Raw genomic sequence first — 20,080 nt, 5'->3', positions numbered from 1 at the left:
CGAATGAAAAGAGTAATAATTACGCTTCTATTGGCCATCCTCCACCAAGTGAGCCAAGCACAACAAGCTTCCCCGCCGCTAACGGGTAAAGTGGTGGACGGACTCACCCAGGAGCCTATTCCCGGCGTAAGTGTGGTGATGAAAGGAAGTGGGCACGGGACCATCACCGACGCCATGGGACATTTTTCGTTGGCTGTCACAGTGTCTATGCCCTTCATGCTCCAAATAAGCTCCCTGGGGTACGACAGTCAGGAGGTTTTGATTCAGAATCTGGAATCCCAGCATATCGCATTAGTGGCCCAAGCCATACAGGCCCAGGAGATTATCATCACCGCCTCCCGCATGGGGGAGCGATCGCCCCTATCGATCGAACGTCTCAATCTGAAAGCCATCGCACAATCTGCCGGCCCGAGCTATTATGATGCGATAGAAAACTTAAAAGGGGTCCAGCTGACCACCTCGAGCCTCACTTTTAAGGTTCCCAATACCCGTGGATTCAATGCACCTAACAATTACAGGTTTGCGCAGCTGGTCGACGGCATCGATATGCAAGCGGCCACGCTAGGGGTATCTTTAGGAAATACCATGGGACCTACTGAACTCGATATAGAAAGCATCGCTATTACGCCTGGAGCCGCTGGTGCTGCCTATGGCATGAATGCCATCAATGGGATGGCCCTGTTAACGACCAAGTCACCATTTCTATACCCAGGTTGGGGCATTTATCACAAAACCGGGGTCAATCATATCGATCATAAGGATCATGCTACTGCGATACTCACTGAGACGGCGATCCGCTATGCCAAAGTTTTTACAGAACGGCTGGCCCTTAAAATCAACATGAGCTATTTAAGAGGCATCGACTGGATCTCTAACACGGCTACCGATCAGAACACCAACGACCTGAACACGGCCAATCCTAATTTCGCAGAATTATACACGGCGAAGCATCCGGCCTATGATGCTTGGAATCGCTATGGGGACGAAAGCAATAACAACAACCTTATTACGGTTCAATATCAAGGACAAGCCCAGACGTTTAACGTAAGGCGCACCGGATACTGGGAGAAAGACCTGTATGAGCCTACTGTCAAGACCAGCAAAGTGGACCTTGGTTTGTATTACCGTTGGCCAAGGAGCCTAACGCTCGCCTATCAATACCGATATGGACAGATGGACGGCCTATTTCAAAGAGGTAACAAAATCAAATTGAATGGCGTAAACATCCAAAACCACCGCATTTCACTGGAAGGAAATGGATTGAAATGGAACGCTTATATGACCTTAGAAGATACAGGGCACTCGTACAACCTGAAGCCTACGGCCGACAACCTGGACCTCAACAACGGCACCAATGCGATATGGGCGGGACGGTTTCAGAAGTCCTTACAGGAACATATCGATGGCGGGACAGGCTTGTCAGAGGCATTCCTAATAGCACGCCAAGAGGCAGATAAAGGCAGGGTTGAACCAGGCACAAAGGCTTTCGAGGAGCTAAAAAGGACTATTACGGGTATTAATAATTGGGATATTGCGGCGAATGTCGCCGGTGCTCCCGCCACAGGGGGATCGGCCCTTCGCCAACGGAGCACTACGTACCATTCCGATCTCCAATATTACCTATCCAATAGACTTAAATCGGTAGAACTGCTGGTGGGTGTTCAATATCGCATTTATTCGATCGTTCCCGACGGTAACAATTTTGTAGATTTCAGTCGACCGATAAGCGAAAGAACCCAGCCCATGGAAGATGGAACCTTCGGTAAACGAATACCTTACCAGGTGTTTGGGGCATATGTTTCGGCCAGTAAGGACCTACTCAAAGACCAATTAAAGCTGACCCTCTCGACTCGGATAGACCATAATCCCGAGTATAAACCCAAAATAAATCCACGTTTGGCCATGGTCTATACCGTTTCGGAGCGGAATCATGTAAGATTTTCGATCCAGGATGGCTACCGTTTTCCGTCCCTATTTGAGGCCCTGTCCTTTACTAATAACGGGAATGTACGCCGGGTCGGCGGACTTGCCCGAGTCAATGCCGGACTAGGTTTTAACGATAACTCCTACACATTGGCGTCTGTTAGTAAGTTTATGATGGCAGCACAAAGTGATTTTGACCATGGTAAGGACCAAGGGCAGGTACTCGAAGCGAATAAGGGGCTGTTAATGGCGGCAAATTTAAAGGCGCTCCGTCCTGAGCAAATAAGCACCATAGAAATCGGCTACCGCAGTGTACTATTTTCGAACCAACTGGTCGTGGACTGGGACGCATATGGCAACTGCTATAAAGATTTCTTGGGACAAGTAGAGGTGGCCGTTCCGAATACCGGAACTATTGGCAGTCCAGAAGCCATCACGGACATGCTCGATCGTTCTACCCAAACCCGGTATCGGGTGTATACCAATGCCCAATCGCCACAAATTAGCTATGGATCCTCGCTAGGGCTAAGTTATTATCCGTATCTGAAGTATATCCTAACTACCAATATTAGTTTCAATAAAATGATCCCCAACAAAGGCAACGATCTATTCGTTACTGGTTTCAATACCCCTAGCTTGGTAAGCAATATCGGATTGAGCAACAAAGAGATAGTAAAAAATATTGGATTTAGTGTGATGTACCGTTGGCAACAAGCTTTCGATTGGTTGAGCCCATTGGCAAATGGAAAGGTACCAGCTATCCGGAATGTGGATGCCCAATTGACCATTAGCAGCTCCACCCAGCCACTCCGATTGAAAGTAGGTGGAACCAATATTTTCAACAGCCGATACATTCAATATGCGGCTGGCCCGACCATTGGAGCCCTGTATTACCTATCCATCACTTATGACGGCCCATCTCATAGGCAATAACGGCCCTACATACCGCTCATTAACAAGGATTTAGACCCTATTTTCTACTTGATAAGCACTCCCATAACTGCTGTAGTAGCACTACTTAAAAAAAAGACTTAAATTTAAAAAGTTAAAATAAATCAAAAAAAAATCAAAAAGCCTGTACGTTATTTGGCCAAGGTACTTGTCTTATGATGGAGAAGGTAAAAACGTTTCAACTATTCATAGATGTCATCAAGCCGTATGAAACCAAAGGCTGCTACATATTCAGGAGAACGGCCGTCGATAACCGTGGAACAAGACGCACTAGTCAATCCCAGTGGGGAGAAGTTGGTACTCGATGACGAACTGTTTATAAGAAAAAGTATTCTTGAAAACCCACAGAAGGGGGTAGAGTTACTTTTTGCACGGTATTATCAGGTTCTATGCACCCACGCGATCAAATTCGTAGGGTCCAGAGCCATTGCTGAGGATTTGGTTTCGGAGCTATTTTTGCAATTCTACGCCAACCGGACTTTCGAAAAAATTGATACTTCTTATCGGGCTTATCTCTTTAAGACGGTGCGAAATAGGGGGTATAATTATCTAAAATGGGAGGCCGGAAAACAAATTTCCCTGCAAGACGATTTCGAAGTACTGGACTCGGAGCACAGGCAGCCCGACCAAATCACCCAATACGAAGAACTGTATCAAGATTATGAAAAAGCCGTCAATAGCCTGCCCCTTAGCAGGAGGAATATTTATTTGCTATTCCACACCGACGGAAAGAGCATCAAAGAAATTGCCGCGAAATTAAACATTTCCGTCCGGACCGTCGACACCCAGATCTACCGTGCCTCACAGGCCATTCGCGAAATCATTCGAAACAAATGGTTTCTCAACGGGATAGGCTTCCTCTCCCTGTTTTTGTAGACCAACAATTAACCTATAAAGAATAACCAAATCCCGCCATGGATTCAGCAATTTCCAAACAACTCCTTTTCGATCATTTTGCCGGTCAGGCCACCGCCATGCAGAGGCGAATGATAGACGAATGGGCCACTAAACCCGAAAACGAGGAGCTATTTTACAAATATTTGGAGGAATGGGAAGCCAGCCGTCCTCAATATTTAACGGATACTGCTAGTGCCCAACTCCATTTTCATAATTCAATAGAAAATCTTACCACCGAAGAAAAGACGGTCCCAAAAAAAAGCCCCTGGCTCAGGTCATGGTTCTGGCTGGCGGCAAGCCTTGTCCTGATAGCCGGCCTAGCCTATTTGATGGAGGAAGACATTCGGTACCGACACCTAAGTACGAATCCAGGAGAAATCAACCATTGGACCCTTGCCGATGGCAGTATGGTCACGCTCAATGCCAACTCCATCCTTCGCGTACCCCGCTGGGATTTTGGGGTCGATACCCGAACGGTATATCTGCAAGGTGAAGCCGAGTTTAAGGTAGCACACCTGCCCAATCATCAAAAATTTGTTGTAAAAACCGGCAACCACTTAGATATCGTAGTATTGGGAACAGAGTTTACCGTTTACAACCGGCACAAAAAGACACAGGTGATCCTCAACAAAGGGAGCGTACGACTGGAGCGTAGCAATGGAAAAATAAAGCGCAGCGTCGTCATGAGCCCAGGCGAAATGGCAACTGTACAAAAGCCAGGAGCCGTAATTCAAAAAAGCACCCCACGACCCACCGTATATGCGGCCTGGAAGGAGTCCCGTTACGAATTTGACCAAACCCCCTTGGCCGAAGTCGCCCAAACGTTGGAAGAGCAGTATGGCTACGATGTGGCGATCAGCCCGGCAGGATTAAGTGCCCTGACGATTTCTGGATCCTTTAAAGCCAAAAATGCTACCGACCTGCTGGAGTCTATCGCTCAGGTTTTAGAATTGAAGTACAGCATAGAGGATAAGAAGATGACCATCACCACCCCTTAGCCAGGAAATCTTGGCACGAGTACTCTGAACAATAACTTAAACCAATCTAATATGAAAGTAAACATTACTATTTTTTCACTGCTCTTGATGGGAGGATTAATTCCACCTACAATCGGGCAGACCTTGGCTTACCAGCCAAGACCAGCGGCCATAGAGACCGTTCAAACGGCGGCTACGCTGAAGTTGGCCGACGTACTCCTGCTTTTTAAGGAACATTATAAGGCCGACATATTATACTCCGACCGATCGGTACAAAACCAGTTCCTCAACGCGACGCAAATCGATTGGAACCAGCCTATAGAATCCAATTTTAAGAAGATACTGCCATCTTTAGGGCTAGACTACAAGCGGCAGAAAAATGGGGGCTATTTGATCGTTAAAAAAACCAAGGACTCCAACAGTACTGCATCGGCACAGAGCGGCACCTATAAGCCCCTCATGGCTGAAGACCTAGAAAAGGCAGAGATTATCGACAAGAAAATATCCGGTACGGTGACCGATGCCAGTGGGGAAGCCTTGCCGGGTGTGAGTGTGGTGATCAAAAATACGCAACGCGGCACGGTAACGGATGTCAACGGGCACTATTCCATAGACGTTCCCGAGCAAAATGCCTTTGTAGTCTTTAGCTATGTGGGCTATGTAAAACAAGAGCTAGAAGTGGGCAACCGGACGGTTGTCGACATCAAGCTTAAGTCCGATGAGAGTGCCTTAGAAGAGGTAGTGGTAATCGGATATGGGGCCGTAGAAAAGAATGATTTGACGGGAGCCGTAGGTTCTATCCAGTCCAAGGATATCGTAAGGGCCAATCCGGTACAGGCCGCCAAAGCCCTTCAAGGCCAGGTCGCTGGGGTGAACGTTCAAAAAACCAGTAATAAGGCAGGAGCAGGCTATACCATAGACATTCGGGGCGAAAGTAGCATTAACTCTACCAACGAACCCTTGGTGGTGGTGGATGGGGTGATGGGAGCGAATCTCAACAACCTTAACCCCAGCGACATTCAATCGATGGATGTATTAAAAGATGCGTCGTCGACGGCGATATACGGGTCGAGAGGAGCCAATGGGGTCATTATCATTACGACTAAAAAAGGGACCTCAGGTAAACCCCGTGTCAGCTACGATGCCTATGTGGGCCAAAAGACTCCCAACCACCTACCAGCGCTAATGACGGCTCAGGATTTTTATAAGGCCTATAACGACGATAGGTTAATGGATGGAGGCGTAGCAGAAAAATTTACGACCACCGAATTGGATATGGTCAATTCGGGAAAGTCGACCGACTGGCTCGATCTGCTTACCCAACCTACTTTACAAACCAGCCACTCCCTATCGGTATCGGGAGGAAGTGACAATACCACCTATTATTTTTCAGGAGGATATTTGAAAGAAGGAGGAACCATAGCCAGAACGGGCTTCGAGCGTTATAGCATAAAAGGGGGCCTCGACAGCAAGCTGAACGACAAGGTAAAAGTAGGCTTCAGTTCCTACTATACCTATAACCTTTACAAGCTAGGCTCCAACGAAGCCATACGGTCGGCATATAGGGCCCGGCCTACGGGGGTAAACCTTTATGAGGACGTGATTAATCCGGCCGAAAGTAGCGACCTCAACTACCAAGGCTATGCCGTATGGATGGGTATCAATGACAAGCAGGTACTTAACCCCATCGTGGAGGGCGACCGCGACAACTACCAACACGAAAACAAAGGGTCATCCATACTGGCCAATGCCTATGTCGAATTTGAACCTTTTAAAGGCTTAACCTTTCGTTCTTCTATCTCTACTGCCTTCAATTCTGAAAGGGAGGGGGACTATAGAGGCACCTATACCAAGTCACAACAAACCACTCAAAAACCTAGGGCTCAATACGACACCCGCGCCACGGGCACTTACACCTGGGATAATGTCCTGAATTACCAACTGAATAAGGCTTCGCACTCCTTAACAGTAACGGCCGTACAAAGTGCCTTTAAAAACCGCTATGAAACCTCCACTATTTCCGTCAACAACCTAGCTTATGAATCGGGCTGGTATGCCTTAGGTACAGCGGCTAATATTACGGGGGTGGGTAGTAACCTGTCCGAAAACGCCTTGCTTTCCTATATGGGTCGAATCAATTACGGTTTTAAGAACAAATACCTGTTGACCTTAACGGGCCGCTCCGACGGTGCCTCCCAACTTTCGGAGGGCAACAAATGGGCTTTCTTCCCATCGGCGGCCATTGCCTGGCGAGCAGGTGATGAAACGTTCATTCGCGATCTGAACGTTTTCTCAGACCTTAAACTTCGGTTGAGCTATGGCGTAGTGGGCAATGCTACGGTAAGCCCCTACTCTACCCAAGCCAATATCTCCAAGACTTCGTACGACTTTGATGGAACCCCTGCCTATGGATTCGCCCCGAGTAACTTGGCCAACCGTCAGCTTAAATGGGAGAAAAGTAAGGAGTACAACTTCGGTATCAACATGGGTTTCTTTAACAACCGTATCACGACGGCCATTGAACTCTATAACCGGAAAACGGAAGATCTAATCCTGTCTCAAAAAATCCCAACTTCTACTGGTTTCGACGAGATAACGGCTAACGTTGGTAAAATCGAAAATAAGGGGGTTGAAATTAACTTGAATACGGTCAATTTGGATCTAAAAGGCTTTAAATGGAGTACAAACTTCAATTTCTCTACCAATAAAAATACCATATTGGAGCTATATGGCGGCGGAATTGACGAGGACAAAGGAAACGGTCTGTTTGTAGGAGAAGCTGTAAAGGTCAATTATAATTACAAATTTGACGGCATATGGCAAACCAACCAAATAGATGAAGCCAAGGTATACAACCAAGTACCTGGGTCGGTGCGGGTGGTAGACCAAAACCAGGACGGAAAGATTTCTTCCAATGATGGAATCGACGACCGGGTTATCTTGGGCTCCTCACTGCCCAAATGGCTACTGGGCGTCACCAATCGCTTTAGCTACAATAACTTCGACCTCAGCTGCTTTATCTATACCCGACAAGGCGCTCAGTACCGCAACAACATGCTAAGCGGAACCATGGGGGAAATTTCTAGTGGACGATATAACCACCTCAAGCTGAACTATTGGACCAGCCAAAACCCATCCAATGACTATTTCGGTGTGGTGGCAGCCAACCCTTATCGGACGGCTATCCAATATCAGGATGCAAGCTTTATCAGAATATCGGATATTACCCTAGGCTATACCTTGCCTGGAAAGGCCTTGAATAGGTATGGACTGAGTAATCTGCGGGTGTATGCCCAGGCTTCGAACCCATTCGTGTTTCATAAATTCGACGGTTTAGATCCTGAATACAACTCCTCTGCTTACGACGACGACGTACCCAGCTCGATATTATTGTTCGGCCTAAACCTATCCTTCTGATTCACCCATTAAGCACTAATATTATGAAATTTATAGTTAAACTCCGGATAGCCTCTTTGATATGCTTAGGGCTAACCCCATTGGCCGGATGCCAGGACTTTTTGGATGAAAATTCCATATCTACCCAAACTTCTGAGTCCTACTTTGTAGATGCCACCGGATACGAGGACCTAGTGAGGGCCTGTTATCCCTTACTAAGAGATATTTCCAGACAGCGTGACTTAGTATACCAAGGCACCGATCTGTTTACCAACGAAGGCTGGCACAAGGCGGCCTCAGGTAATACCGGAAATGCCCTAAACCAATATGATGTCCGTTTCAACTCCTCCAATGGGTCGGTAAACACCTTATGGAATACTCTTTACTCCGAAATTGGCAGAACCAATACGGCTATAAGTCGGGTGGATAATATCGAGGGGATGGACGAGGCATTAAAATTGGTACGTGTTTCGGAAGCCAAATTCCTGAGGGCTTTTAGTTATTTTCATTTGGTACAGCAGTTTGGTGATGTTCCCATGCCCCTTACGGAGTCGACTACCTTTTCGAAGGAAGTAACTCGCGTACCTGCGGCCGAGGTATATGCCCAAATCATCAAGGATCTTACAGAGGCCGAACAGGCATTACCCGTTACCGCCACCGATTACGGCAGAGCCACCAAAGGGGCAGCGCAGTTCCTTTTAGCCCGGGTCTACCTGACGAGAGGCTGGAACTTCAAGCAGTCGCTCGGAGGATCCAACGCCGATTTTACCACTGCACTCGCCTATGCCGATAAGGTGATAGCGGCTTATCCGCTAGCAGCCAACTATACCGACTTGTTCCCCAAGCACTCAAAAAATCCTTTAAAGGAGACCTTTCCCACGCAGAACGATCGCAACCCGGAAATTGTATTTGCCGTTCAGTACAGCGACGACGTGCTTACCTACGATGGGGGCAATAATGCCCATTCAATATTTGGAAGTGGGGCCGAGGATACTCCTGGCACCAAGGGCCGTTCCAGCGATTATAACAGGCATTTGAACGACTATACCGTTAGCCCATCGGCATATAGGCTCTACGATCCTCAGCTCGACACCCGCTATGCGCATAATTTCGTTCAGGCCATCTATGCCTTGCTACCCGTCAAGGACTTTAAGCCTATTTTGGGAGACGCCAATACCAAAATTAACATTGCTGTAGGTGACACCGTAGTGTATTTCAGCCCATGGAACAAACCCGCTACTATCGCCGAAAAGGGTATCGATGTGGGTGGCAAAAAACATTATGCGGTTCTTAACACCGATCAATTCGCTATTAGCGCCCAGTCGGCCTTCCATAACCAACAAAAATATCCGATGATGTGGAAATTTTGGGAGCCAGGCATCCCCTATGGTGATGCATATGGCACCCTTGATTTTATACTCTTCCGTTCGGCAGAGGCCTACCTCATTGCAGCTGAAGCCATACTGAAAGGGGCAACAGGCGCTAAACTTGGAGGGGCAGAAGTGTATTACAACAAGGTGGTCGATAGGGCCCTCGGTACCAATCTAGGCGCCGACCCGAAAGCGGCCCTTTACCCAGGCGACTATGCATCACTGGAGTCCAAATCGTACCGGGCTACCGCTGCGAATATCTCTATTGACCTGATTCTGGATGAAAGAGCACGGGAACTACTTGCCGAAGGAATGCGCTGGTATGACCTCAAACGTACCAACAAGCTGATTGAGAGAGCCAAAGCCATGAATCCATGGACGAGAATAAGCAATCAGATACAAGAATTTCACTTGCTAAGGCCTATTCCTCAGCAGGAGTTGGATAGATCGTCCTCTAATATCCCTCAGAACGAAGGCTATTAACTGACGGCAACACCCCTTTTATTAATAGGGCTTAAGGCTCTCGAAACATGGTCCAATCCATCAAAAATTAAAAGAATTCGCAAATAATTAAAAAAAATCGTTTCGCTCTTGCGGTTAAAACCGTTCATAACGTACCCCTATTGAGGAAGGAGATCGGTAGTGGTTATTGAACAGGCCTGTTAAGGACCCAAATAAGCTGCGAGCCTCAGGATCCTTTTATAGGTTAGAAAAATAATGACTAGTGATCAATTTTGATCGCTAGTCATTTTCATATCATGAATAATATTAACGCCATACAAGTGATGAAAAACCTCGGAAAAGAAGCCCTAGTATGCATTTTTACCATGTCATGGATCCTATGGACGGCCGTCCTCCCTACCCAAGCTCAAGGCGACAGCCATCCCCGAATACTGGTAAAAGACGGACAGAAAGACGCCTGGCAAAGCACATTACAGCGCACCCCATGGAAACAAGCGTATATAGCCAACCTTGAAAAAAAGCTCGCACCGTACCTGGCATATTGCCAAGAGGACAGCACCTGGCTCCTATCACGATTGCAGATGAACTGGAATACCAAACACCAAAAGGTATTTGTAAAGGGTGGGAAATTCTCCCATTCCGAAGGACAGGCCCCAGTGCCTACGGTTCGGTTTTCGGGTAGCCGCGACTGGGCCACCGATTACCGTTCACTCCCTCTGGAGCAGATTGTCCCTTTCCAAGACGACGAAAGGGGGATAAGACTTAAACATAAAAAATCGGGCAAAACAGAATGGGTCCTTCCTAACGAATCGGGAAATATTATTGAGGGTATCAACAATCAAATTCTACTCTTGGCTCAGGATGCCGCTTTTTTATACTGGCTGACAGGCCGCCAGGAGTATGCCGAGCTGGCACTTCCCGTTTTTAGTACCTATATGCAAGGAATGTACCATAGGGAAGCCCCCATCGACCTCCTGAAGACCCATCAGCAGGAAATCATCGGTCTGGCCACTTTCGAAGTCATACACGAAAAAAGCGTGGTCCCCTTAGCCCTCATATATGATTTCCTATACGATCAACTGAGCCATGACCACAAAGCCCTCAGCACCGCTGTTTTTCAGAAATGGGGCAATCAGATCATCAAAAACGGGGTGGCCGACAATAATTGGAATCTCTTCCAAGCACACTTTCTGATGTATATTGCCTTGGTGTTAGACGATAACCAGCACTATCCCAATGGCCAAGGCAGGCAATATTTTCTCGATCATATCTTCAATATATCTACAGAGCGGCAATTGGCGATAAGAGAGTCCCTAGGGGTCTACGACCAACAGACGGGAATATGGCCCGAGTCGCCGGGCTATTCCCTCCACGTAACGGCCTCCCTATTGCGCATACTCACCCTGTTAGAGCACTTTACTGGCGAAAATGAGCTGGAGAATTATCCTATCATCGAAAAGTCGGTTTGGGCATCCTTTCAATACTTATTTCCTAGTGGCCACACAGTGGGCTTTGGCGACACCGGCCACAGCAGAATTCCCTCCGAAACCTTCGAACTTTTACTCACCAATTACCTTAGAAATGGCCAAACTCAAAAAGCCGATCAGATAACGCAGCAGCTTTCAGCGGCCATTCATGAAGGGGCTTACCAACGCCAGGCCCATAGCCTCTTCGAGTTGTTCTTTTATTCGGACGACCTACAAAAAGCAGAGCCAAACACAACACCGACCTTGCTTACGACACCGACCTTCTATGCCCCCAATGTGAGTCTTTTCATACAGCGACTGGGGCAAGACAAAAATGCCCTGATGGCATCTTTGGTGGGCTCCTACGGAAACCACGCCCATGCGAACGGGATAGCCCTGGAGTTTTTCGCCAACGGCTACGTGATGGGCCCCGACATGGGCAAAGGCCCTAGCTATTGGCATCCCGATCATCGGGATTATTACGCCCAATTTCCGGCACATAATACGGTGGTAGTGGACGGTAAGTCCTCACATGCTTCCATGCGTGGGCATCATCCTTTTTCCCTAGACGCTCATTACCCCATAGCGGGAGCACCCGCTCCCGCATTCGACAAAGTCACTTACGCCCGCACCTCTTTTGTGGAGCCACGCACTCTCGCCCAGCAGCAGCGACTGACGGCCCTGGTCGCTACCGCAGGAGGACCTGGTTATATGTTGGATATTTTCAGATCCCATATCCCTGGTGCCAGCCAACAACGACACGACTATTTTTACCATAATATAGGCAGTTCAATATCGTTATACGGAAGCAATAATAGCCCACTCAAAAGCCAACCAACTACCGACTTAGGCAGCCACCAGGGCGATCTGAAGGCCTACGACTACCTTACCAACAAAACCCTCCTGAGTACCGATCAAGATCTCCGAGCCGTATTTCAAGTGCCCGTTGGCGGGCAGGCCGACCACCAGATGCAATTATGGATAAAAGGGCAGGATCAACAAACCATTTATACGGCGCTAGCTCCCCCATCCAATGCCTTAAATTCCAGAACAGCACCCAGCGCAATAGTAGATCAGGACATCCCTACGCTTATTATACAAAAAAAGGCAGCGGCCTGGAATAATCCCTTTGCGGTAATATACAATCCAAGGATAGCCGACCAGCCCAACCCAATAGAAAAAGTAGTATTCGATAGCCTATCTCCTACCATTAAGGTGTTTACCGCCGGCGATATGCTGGATATCATCACCCCCTTGGAAGGAAAAAATGAGGTGAAGCTCGACGATGACTTTTACCAGAAGGGAGGACTGTCTATCGTGAGGAGTCAAAGGAGCCAACATAAACCTGAATTTATCTTTTTGTCGGAAATGTATCAATTTAATACCCAAGGATGGCGCATGGAGGCCTTAGGACTACCCTTCACGGCCAGCATAGAAAAAACCTTAGAAGGGTACAAAGTCATAACCGACCGACCTATGCTGCTGGGTGTGCCCGTATCGGAGCACGTCACCGCTGAGTTGACCACCTACCAGGACGGAAAGCCCGGCCAACCCCTACAGGGTACGCCGAGCCGCCAACATAAGAACCTTTTAGAATTCCGAATCAGTGGAGCGATAGACTCTGCCACCCTCGTTTTCGGGGAGCCATAATCCTTAATCCCAAAACCAATTCACCTCTCAATTTCAATACAAATCCTTAAATCATGATCAGAAGACTAAACCGTTTAAGCTGGCTCTTTATCAGCCTATTATTCTTTTCTTTTAAACCCAAACAGGAGCCTGTCGACTTGGTATATCCTTTCGTAGACTCCGCCAATTCGCGCTGGTTTTTCTTTAGTTCGGCATCCAGGCCATTCGGAATGGTCAACCTCAGTCCCGACATGATCCTGGATGGAGCATGGAATTCTGGCTACCGTTATAATGAAAAACATATACGTGGTTTCAGCCATATTCATGCTTGGCAGCTGTCGGGAATACCCGTTATGCCCACCACGGGTCCTTTTAAGGGACACCAAGGCCCAGAGGCCTATAAGTCGGCATATTCTCACGACGGGGAGATAGCCAAGCCGGGTTATCATAAGGTAGCGCTTCAGGACTATGGCATCACGGCCGAGCTAACCTCTACCACCCGAGTAGGATTCCATAAATATACCTTCCCAGCCTCTACCCAGAGCCATATCCTCTTCGACTTTACTACCGTACTAGGACCTTCTGAACAAGAAAGAGGCCGTATTCAGCGCATCAGCGACCGAGAGCTTTCAGGCTACGTGGTTATGGCGGCCACCTCCCGTAGACCCCGACCAGTGACCGTCTATTTTTCGGCTAGTTTCGAACAACCCTTCGATACCTTTAAGACTTGGCAAAAAGGCAATTTACAGGAGGGCAGCGACGTGGTAGAAGGTGAGAAAATTGGGGCTTATTTGAGCTTTGCGACCAAAAAAAATGAAGTCAGGAAAATGAAGGTGGCGATCTCCTACGTAAGCGAAGAACAAGCCAAGCTCAACATGAAAACCGAACTCCCTCATTGGAATTTCGACCAGGTAGTAGCCGACTCCCGGGCCGAATGGAACGAGAAACTCGGACGCATAGCCATAGAAGGAGGCTCCACCGACCAGCAGCGCCGCTTCTATACCGACCTTTGGCATGCCCTACAAGGTCGTAGAATTATAAGTGATGCCAACGGTAAATACACCGACAATACAGGCCCCAGCCCACAAGTGAAACAAATACCCTTGGACGAATCGGGCAAGCCACGTTTTAACCACCATAACTCCGACTCCTTTTGGGGGGCTCAATGGTCTCTGAATACCCTATGGCATTTGGTATATCCCGAAATCACCGAGTCATTTATCAATTCCATGCTGCTGATGTACGACGACGGCGGGCTTATTCCTCGTGGTCCTTCGGGAGGCAACTATACGTACGTAATGACGGGCGCCTCCTCAACCCCATTTATCACCAGTGCCTACCTGAAAGGCATCCGTGGCTTCGATATCGACAAGGCCTACCAGGGGCTTGTCAAGAACCATATGCCAGGAGGAATGATGAGCAAAGCGGGCTATGAACATAATACGACGATTGGAGGAGGCTTAGAAAGCTATATTGAAAAAGGATATATTCCTCATCCCCTTACCAAAAAAAGGTATGGTGGCCACCAGGACGGCTCCGCTCAAACACTTGAATATTCCTATCAGGATTTTGCTCTGGGCCAACTGGCCAAAAAACTGGGAAAAACCGAGGATTTCGAAACCTTTAACAAGCGCGCCAGCAATTACAAGAACATTTGGAACAAAGAGATTGGCTGGATGTGGAATAGAGAGCAAAATGGCGATTGGGCTGAACCCGTGGACATACTACGCTATCAGAATGGCTGGGTAGAAGGGAATGCGGCACAGTATACCTGGTGGGTCCCTCACGATTTAAAAGGCCTGAGCCAGCTGATGGGTGGCAGAGAGGCTTTTACCGAAAAACTCAACCAATCTTTCGAATTTGCACAAAAACACGATTTTGTATCCGGGAAAAACCATGCGGGGGAAACCTTGGAAATGAACCGCAAGGTGTATATCAATTATGGCAATCAACCTTGTATGCAGACGGCCTATTTGTTCAATTATTCGGGGGCTCCATGGCTTACCCAATACTGGACTCAACAGGTGATCGAGAAAGTATACAGCGATGTATCCCCAGAATTGGGCTACAGTGGCGACGAAGACCAGGGGCTGATGGGCTCTCTGGCCGTTTTAATGAAAATCGGAATCTTCTCTACCAACGGTGGAACGAGTGAAAAACCCTATTACGAAATCACTACGCCACTTTTCGACAAGGTACAAATCAAACTCAACCCGAAATACTATTCCGGAAAGCTGTTGACTATCGAAACCAACAAGAAAAATGTACAAGCCGGCGATTATTACATCCAATCGGCACAAGTGAACGGGAAACCCTTGGATCGGGCTTGGATATACCATGAAGACCTGGTATCTGGGACCACCCTGAAAATGAAAGTTGGCAATAAGCCCAACAAAAATTGGGGTAGTGCTCCAGAGCAAGCACCACCATCCATGACTCCCTAACCTCCCTTTTGTCGCTAAGCACAAAATACAAACCCCAAATGGTCATTTCCATTGGGGTTTTGTATTTTGGGTATACTCCATTCGAGAACCCGAACTTTAGGTCTCCTAATATTATAGTAATAAAATAAGTAGCAAGGTAAAATCTCTTAGGTGGATCCTCAAAGTACTCAGGGCCTTGTTTACATGGTATTCCACGGTACGTTCCGGGATGCCCAGCAGTAGGGACACCTCTTTGACAGACTTATCTTCGAGGCGATTCAGGTTAAAAATATCCCTTGTTTTAGAGGGCAGGTCCTCTATCCCATTGGCAATGGCCGATTTCAGATCGCTGAATGCCAGATCCTGCTCGGTATTGCTATCACAATCGACTTGTGTTTCTAGCCTATCTTTCTGGTAGGTTCTGCGGATAATTTGAGCCTTTATATAATTGAGAACCTTGTATTTGGCTGCAGAATACAAATAACTTTTTAAGTCCGAAATTTCTAAACGGTGACGCCGCTCCCAGATATCTACGAAGATATCTTGCACCATTTCTTCCGCCTCAGCCTCCACTTTCACTTTCGCCTTGATAATCCTGTAGAGCCGGTACCAGTATTTTTCATAAATCTGCTGAAAAGCCTCCTGGTCACCAGCGGCTAACAAATTTAAAAGTAAAATATCGGTAACTAGAGTGTCTTGCATATGCTCAGGTCAGGATGTCCATATAGTGGGTTATACCGAACCATAATATTCGACACAACTAACATTCTTTCAATATTATATTAAAAAAACAAAATATTCAATAAATATCAGACGAAAATAGCACATTTTACCCTCATCGAAAGCCTACATTTCTTCAGTTTGGCAAACCAATAGCTATTGACCTATCATCGGTTATCCTTGAAGCACCCCTGCAACCAAATCGCAGCTATGGCCATGGTCTTTTTAGTAGGAATCAGCTGGAACGGTCCTGTCCTCTCTAATTCCTAAACCTCATGACTTTAAAATACAAATATACTGACGCTACAAAATTGGATACGACAATCAAATACTTAGAACAACTGCGTCCAGTTGACCCGTCAATAAAATAATTGAACGTGTCAACTAGGTAAATTTTATAAAAAAGTAAACTAATCAAAAAGTTCAGTTGCCATATTCATTGGGGGTCCATCAAATAGACCTCCTTTACTCTAATAAGCATTTAGTGAATTGAATTCTTTGAAAGGGCTCATCGTAGTGGGTCATGCTTTAAAAAAACCAAGCACTTTATCTGGAATAGAAAAACATTACTCCCAGGCCTTTATGCTGACGATATATGCCGAAGGCGAAGTATTGGTTGCCCCTACCGTATGTAGACACCAACCTTAACCCTAATTTATAGGGTGAAAGTACTCCTACCTCGTTTTCGCAATGAGGTAGGAGCACTATTGATTAATAGAATAGGTCGCCGGCACCCAGTACCTTCGGGGCGGCGTCGGCCTGCTGCCACTGCAAAGTACCATTGGCCTGGCCCGATTCGGCATGCTGATACACCAAGGTAACGGGATGGAAACCGGCTTTCAAAGCCACAGAGCCGCTAAGTGCTTGACCGTTTTGATATTTATAGCTCCCATCGAGCACGGTAGCGTCATGGATGCGCATCAGGAAAGAACCGTTAGCCTCCATAGAGAACCGGTAGTTCCCATCGGCAGGTACTTTGATATAGCCCTTCACCACGGCCATTCCCTCTTTCATCTTCACTTGCGACAGGTCGCTGGACTTCAAGATTCCCTTTTTGCTCGGTTTACCAGACATATTCGACGATACCCAGGGGTATGCTCCCTGAAAATAGGACCATTGCAGTCCCGCCTTGGTAGGCTCAATGGATAAGGCTGGCACAAAATCCTGGTCATAAGGCCTTGGGGCTTCTGCATCGGGACGTCGTATCCGCAACACCTCATCTTTAAATTCCTGCTGAAGCTTTTTAAATGCGGGTTCACCTGCCAAGTTTTTGGTCTCTTGAGGGTCTTTTACCACGTCATATATTTCAAAATCGTCGGACGCCGTGCTGATATTGTACCGCACGCCTACATAATCCCCCTTGCGGATTTTCTGCATGTTATTGCGTTTTCTATTTCTATGGCTCGTGTCAAACTCCTCAAAACTTGGCGTTTTCCCATTCTGCTTGTACTCGATATACACCTTGCTGGTATTAGGCTTTCCCTTGCCCGTCAGGGTGGGGATCAACGATACACCGTCGGTACGGGCTGGTGCTGGTAGTTGAGCGGCATCGGCAAAAGTCGCCAGCCAGTCGTAGGAGGCGCTAGGCTGATCGATCACCCGTTGTCCGGCAATGGCAGCAGGCCAACTCACGATTGTCGGCATGCGCACGCCTCCCTCCCATACGTCGCGCTTGATGCCATCGAAGGGCCCAAAGCTATTGAAAAAAGTGGGCTCATATTTGGCATATTCCTCGGGCAAATACGACTCTACCGACGGACCATTATCGGAAGTAAACACCACCATGGTGTTTTCGTCGATATTCAAGTCCTTCAGCAGCTTCATGATATCGCCCACGCCGTCGTCGATCCTCCGGCATAGGGTAGCATAGCGCTTATAAGTGTCGGGCCAGGGCACTTCGGCAGTGGCTGGATTCTTGTCGTGGTCGTAAGTGGCGTTGGCGTAGTCGGGATGCACATAGGAGTCTGGCGTCCCCGATGCAGTATTGATCATATGCCCTGGCTTCCCTAGCCACTGAAGGCCCCCTTTGAGCCCTCCACCGGCCGGGTACGCCTGCGTAGGCAATTCCAATACGGCATGAGGGACGTCGTAAGCGAGGTACAGGAAGAAAGGATCCTCTCCTTTAGACTGCTCTACTTCTTTCTGTATCCAGTTTTTGGCAGCGGCGGTCCAAAGATCGGTGGTAAAGCACTTGTCCAAGCCTTCGGATACCTCTTGACGGTTGTCCCAAACTTGCATGCGTCCCCTGTAAATACCTTCCTTGGGATAGTGCTCATGACCATCTTTATGTCGAATATAGGCATAAGAATAGTCGAACCCCCTGTTTAAGGGGTGGGCAGGCCAGTTGGGCTCGACATCGGCTTTGCCTTGCAGTCCCCATTTGCCTACCAGGCCGGTCTTATAGCCCGCTTGTTGTAATACATTCCCTAAGGTATAGGTATCCTGCAAAGCCTTGTCGAACTGGTTATCGCGTACATTGGCATGTCCTTGGCTCACTCCCAGCAGGATAGATGCCCGAGATGGCGCACAAACGGGCGCTGCACAGTAGTGATTGGTGAGCATGGCTCCCTGATGGGCCATGGCGTCGAGGCTGGGGGTAAACTGCCAGGGCTCACTGCGATCGTTATTTTTGAGCCGCTGGTTTTGCCAAAAGGCCCCGACGTCGCCCCACCCCATATCGTCGACCAGCACGAAGATGATATTCGGCTTTTTGGTCTTTTTAGGCTGGGCCTGTATCGTTAGCGCACTTAGCACGGCTAAGCTGCTCCATAAAATTGATTTAAACATAAATTTCACAATAATGTTGATCTAAAAAATTTAGAAAGAAGTAAAGGGGGTTTTTTACTTATATTTTGGCAGAAACCTTCCCCAAACCCGCCACATTTCAATTTCTACAAGCTATAATATCATTTGGTTTCATGGCGGTTGACAGGCCTCCTTCCTCCACCCTCCCCTTGCAGCCGGAACTTTTTACAGTTACTTTTGGGTAGATCTTTCGAGTCAAAAGGTAAATTTTATAGCTACAACCTCCCTATGTCTGTACATCACTCCGAATCCAAAGATCCTTTTCTGAGGGTAGAGGCCCTTACTGCCCAATCACTCAAAGACCTAAAGGTAATAGGCCCCAGTGGATTGACACTCATCTGGTTCACCCACGACCATAACCAGCTCGTCATAGGAGGCACGCCCGTAACGTTTGACAAAAACCAAATCGTATTTCTTACCGAATTCGACGCCATAGAAGTAGTGGCCCTCCATGGAGCTCGACTCGTCCAGTTCAATCGCCCATTTTATTGTATCATCGATCATGATAGTGAGGTTGGCTGCAAAGGCATTCTTTTTTTTGGAGCGAGCAGGCGACCCGTTATACAACTCCCCGAAGCCGAACTTGAAGTATTCGAGCACCTCTACAGTTTGTTTTTACATGAATTAAAAACGGAGGATACCCTGCAGTTAGAAATGTTGCGAATGTTGCTCAAGCGTTTGCTGATCTTATGTACGCGGATATATAAGGCCCAGTCCTCGTATCTAAATCTAGAAAATGGGCAGGTTGATTTGATTAGGGAATACAACTTTTTGGTGGAGACCCATTTTAAAACCCATCATACCGTAGCCGAATATGCGTCGATGCTCCATAAATCGCCGAAGACCCTATCCAATTATTTCGCCAAGTTCTCTTCAAAAACTCCCTTGCAATTTATTCAGGATCGGAAAATGATGGAAGCCCGCATACTTTTGGAGAACAGCGTCTGGAGCATCAAAGAGATCGCCTACGAATTAGGCTTCGAGGATCTACAAACCTTTGGGCGTTTTTTCAAGAAACAGTCTGGAATAGCACCTTCCGACTATCGCGACAAGTCCTAAGG

The 20,080-nt window shown here is 47.5% G+C and carries 10 protein-coding genes; 8 read left to right on the top strand and 2 right to left on the bottom strand.

Features of this window, described 5'->3' with window-relative positions; genetic code table 11:
- Window positions 1–3: 3 nt before the first annotated feature.
- The 7 genes from CLV98_RS18605 to CLV98_RS18575 all read left to right on the top strand — a co-directional run bounded on the left by CLV98_RS18605 (window position 4) and on the right by CLV98_RS18575 (window position 15,515).
- Window positions 4–2,856 carry a carboxypeptidase-like regulatory domain-containing protein gene (locus tag CLV98_RS18605; RefSeq protein WP_109676770.1) on the top strand — a complete coding sequence of 951 codons (2,853 nt, stop codon included), beginning with the start codon at window positions 4–6 and terminating at the stop codon, window positions 2,854–2,856.
- 225 nt (window positions 2,857–3,081) lie between these two features.
- Window positions 3,082–3,750, top strand: a complete 669-nt coding sequence (locus CLV98_RS18600; RefSeq protein WP_109676767.1) for a sigma-70 family RNA polymerase sigma factor — start codon at window positions 3,082–3,084, stop codon at window positions 3,748–3,750.
- Between the two features lie 38 nt (window positions 3,751–3,788).
- Window positions 3,789–4,769 (top strand): FecR family protein, encoded by a 981-nt coding sequence (locus CLV98_RS18595; RefSeq protein ID WP_109676765.1) that lies wholly within the window; start codon window positions 3,789–3,791, stop codon window positions 4,767–4,769.
- A 51-nt stretch (window positions 4,770–4,820) separates the two neighbouring features.
- Complete coding sequence (locus CLV98_RS18590; protein ID WP_109676763.1) at window positions 4,821–8,165, top strand: SusC/RagA family TonB-linked outer membrane protein; 3,345 nt, start codon at window positions 4,821–4,823, stop codon at window positions 8,163–8,165.
- Between the two features lie 23 nt (window positions 8,166–8,188).
- Window positions 8,189–9,997 (top strand): RagB/SusD family nutrient uptake outer membrane protein, encoded by a 1,809-nt coding sequence (locus tag CLV98_RS18585; protein WP_109676761.1) that lies wholly within the window; start codon window positions 8,189–8,191, stop codon window positions 9,995–9,997.
- Window positions 9,998–10,272: 275 nt separating this feature from the next.
- Window positions 10,273–13,092: a heparinase II/III domain-containing protein gene (locus CLV98_RS18580; protein WP_109676759.1), complete on the top strand. Its 2,820-nt coding sequence runs from the start codon at window positions 10,273–10,275 to the stop codon at window positions 13,090–13,092.
- 53 nt (window positions 13,093–13,145) lie between these two features.
- Entirely contained in the window at window positions 13,146–15,515 is a 2,370-nt protein-coding gene (locus CLV98_RS18575) for a GH92 family glycosyl hydrolase (protein WP_109676757.1), read from the top strand.
- 111 nt (window positions 15,516–15,626) lie between these two features.
- Here the strand turns inward: CLV98_RS18575 and CLV98_RS18570 are convergent, their stop codons facing one another.
- Both CLV98_RS18570 and CLV98_RS18565 read right to left on the bottom strand, forming a co-directional pair.
- On the bottom strand, window positions 15,627–16,196 hold the full coding sequence (locus tag CLV98_RS18570) for an RNA polymerase sigma-70 factor (RefSeq protein WP_109676755.1): 570 nt from the start codon (window positions 16,194–16,196) through the stop codon (window positions 15,627–15,629).
- Window positions 16,197–16,925: 729 nt separating this feature from the next.
- A complete protein-coding gene (locus tag CLV98_RS18565) occupies window positions 16,926–19,001 on the bottom strand; it encodes a sulfatase-like hydrolase/transferase (protein ID WP_109676753.1) in 2,076 nt (691 codons plus the stop codon).
- 246 nt (window positions 19,002–19,247) lie between these two features.
- Between CLV98_RS18565 and CLV98_RS18560 the strand changes: the two genes are divergently transcribed.
- Window positions 19,248–20,078 carry a helix-turn-helix domain-containing protein gene (locus CLV98_RS18560; protein ID WP_109676915.1) on the top strand — a complete coding sequence of 277 codons (831 nt, stop codon included), beginning with the start codon at window positions 19,248–19,250 and terminating at the stop codon, window positions 20,076–20,078.
- The last annotated feature ends 2 nt before the right edge of the window (window positions 20,079–20,080 follow it).

Source organism: Dyadobacter jejuensis (assembly GCF_003149085.1).
In the GTDB taxonomy this organism is placed as follows: domain Bacteria; phylum Bacteroidota; class Bacteroidia; order Cytophagales; family Spirosomataceae; genus Dyadobacter; species Dyadobacter jejuensis.
Note: the sequence above shows the minus strand (reverse complement) of the source record. Positions and strands in the feature narration are given on the sequence as shown.

Coding starts and splice junctions, on each gene's coding strand:
- CLV98_RS18605 (WP_109676770.1), top strand. CDS start 4: ATGAAAAGAGTAATAATTACGCTTCTATTGGCCATCCTCCACCAAGTG.
- CLV98_RS18600 (WP_109676767.1), top strand. CDS start 3,082: ATGAAACCAAAGGCTGCTACATATTCAGGAGAACGGCCGTCGATAACC.
- CLV98_RS18595 (WP_109676765.1), top strand. CDS start 3,789: ATGGATTCAGCAATTTCCAAACAACTCCTTTTCGATCATTTTGCCGGT.
- CLV98_RS18590 (WP_109676763.1), top strand. CDS start 4,821: ATGAAAGTAAACATTACTATTTTTTCACTGCTCTTGATGGGAGGATTA.
- CLV98_RS18585 (WP_109676761.1), top strand. CDS start 8,189: ATGAAATTTATAGTTAAACTCCGGATAGCCTCTTTGATATGCTTAGGG.
- CLV98_RS18580 (WP_109676759.1), top strand. CDS start 10,273: ATGAATAATATTAACGCCATACAAGTGATGAAAAACCTCGGAAAAGAA.
- CLV98_RS18575 (WP_109676757.1), top strand. CDS start 13,146: ATGATCAGAAGACTAAACCGTTTAAGCTGGCTCTTTATCAGCCTATTA.
- CLV98_RS18570 (WP_109676755.1), bottom strand. CDS start 16,196: ATGCAAGACACTCTAGTTACCGATATTTTACTTTTAAATTTGTTAGCC.
- CLV98_RS18565 (WP_109676753.1), bottom strand. CDS start 19,001: ATGTTTAAATCAATTTTATGGAGCAGCTTAGCCGTGCTAAGTGCGCTA.
- CLV98_RS18560 (WP_109676915.1), top strand. CDS start 19,248: ATGTCTGTACATCACTCCGAATCCAAAGATCCTTTTCTGAGGGTAGAG.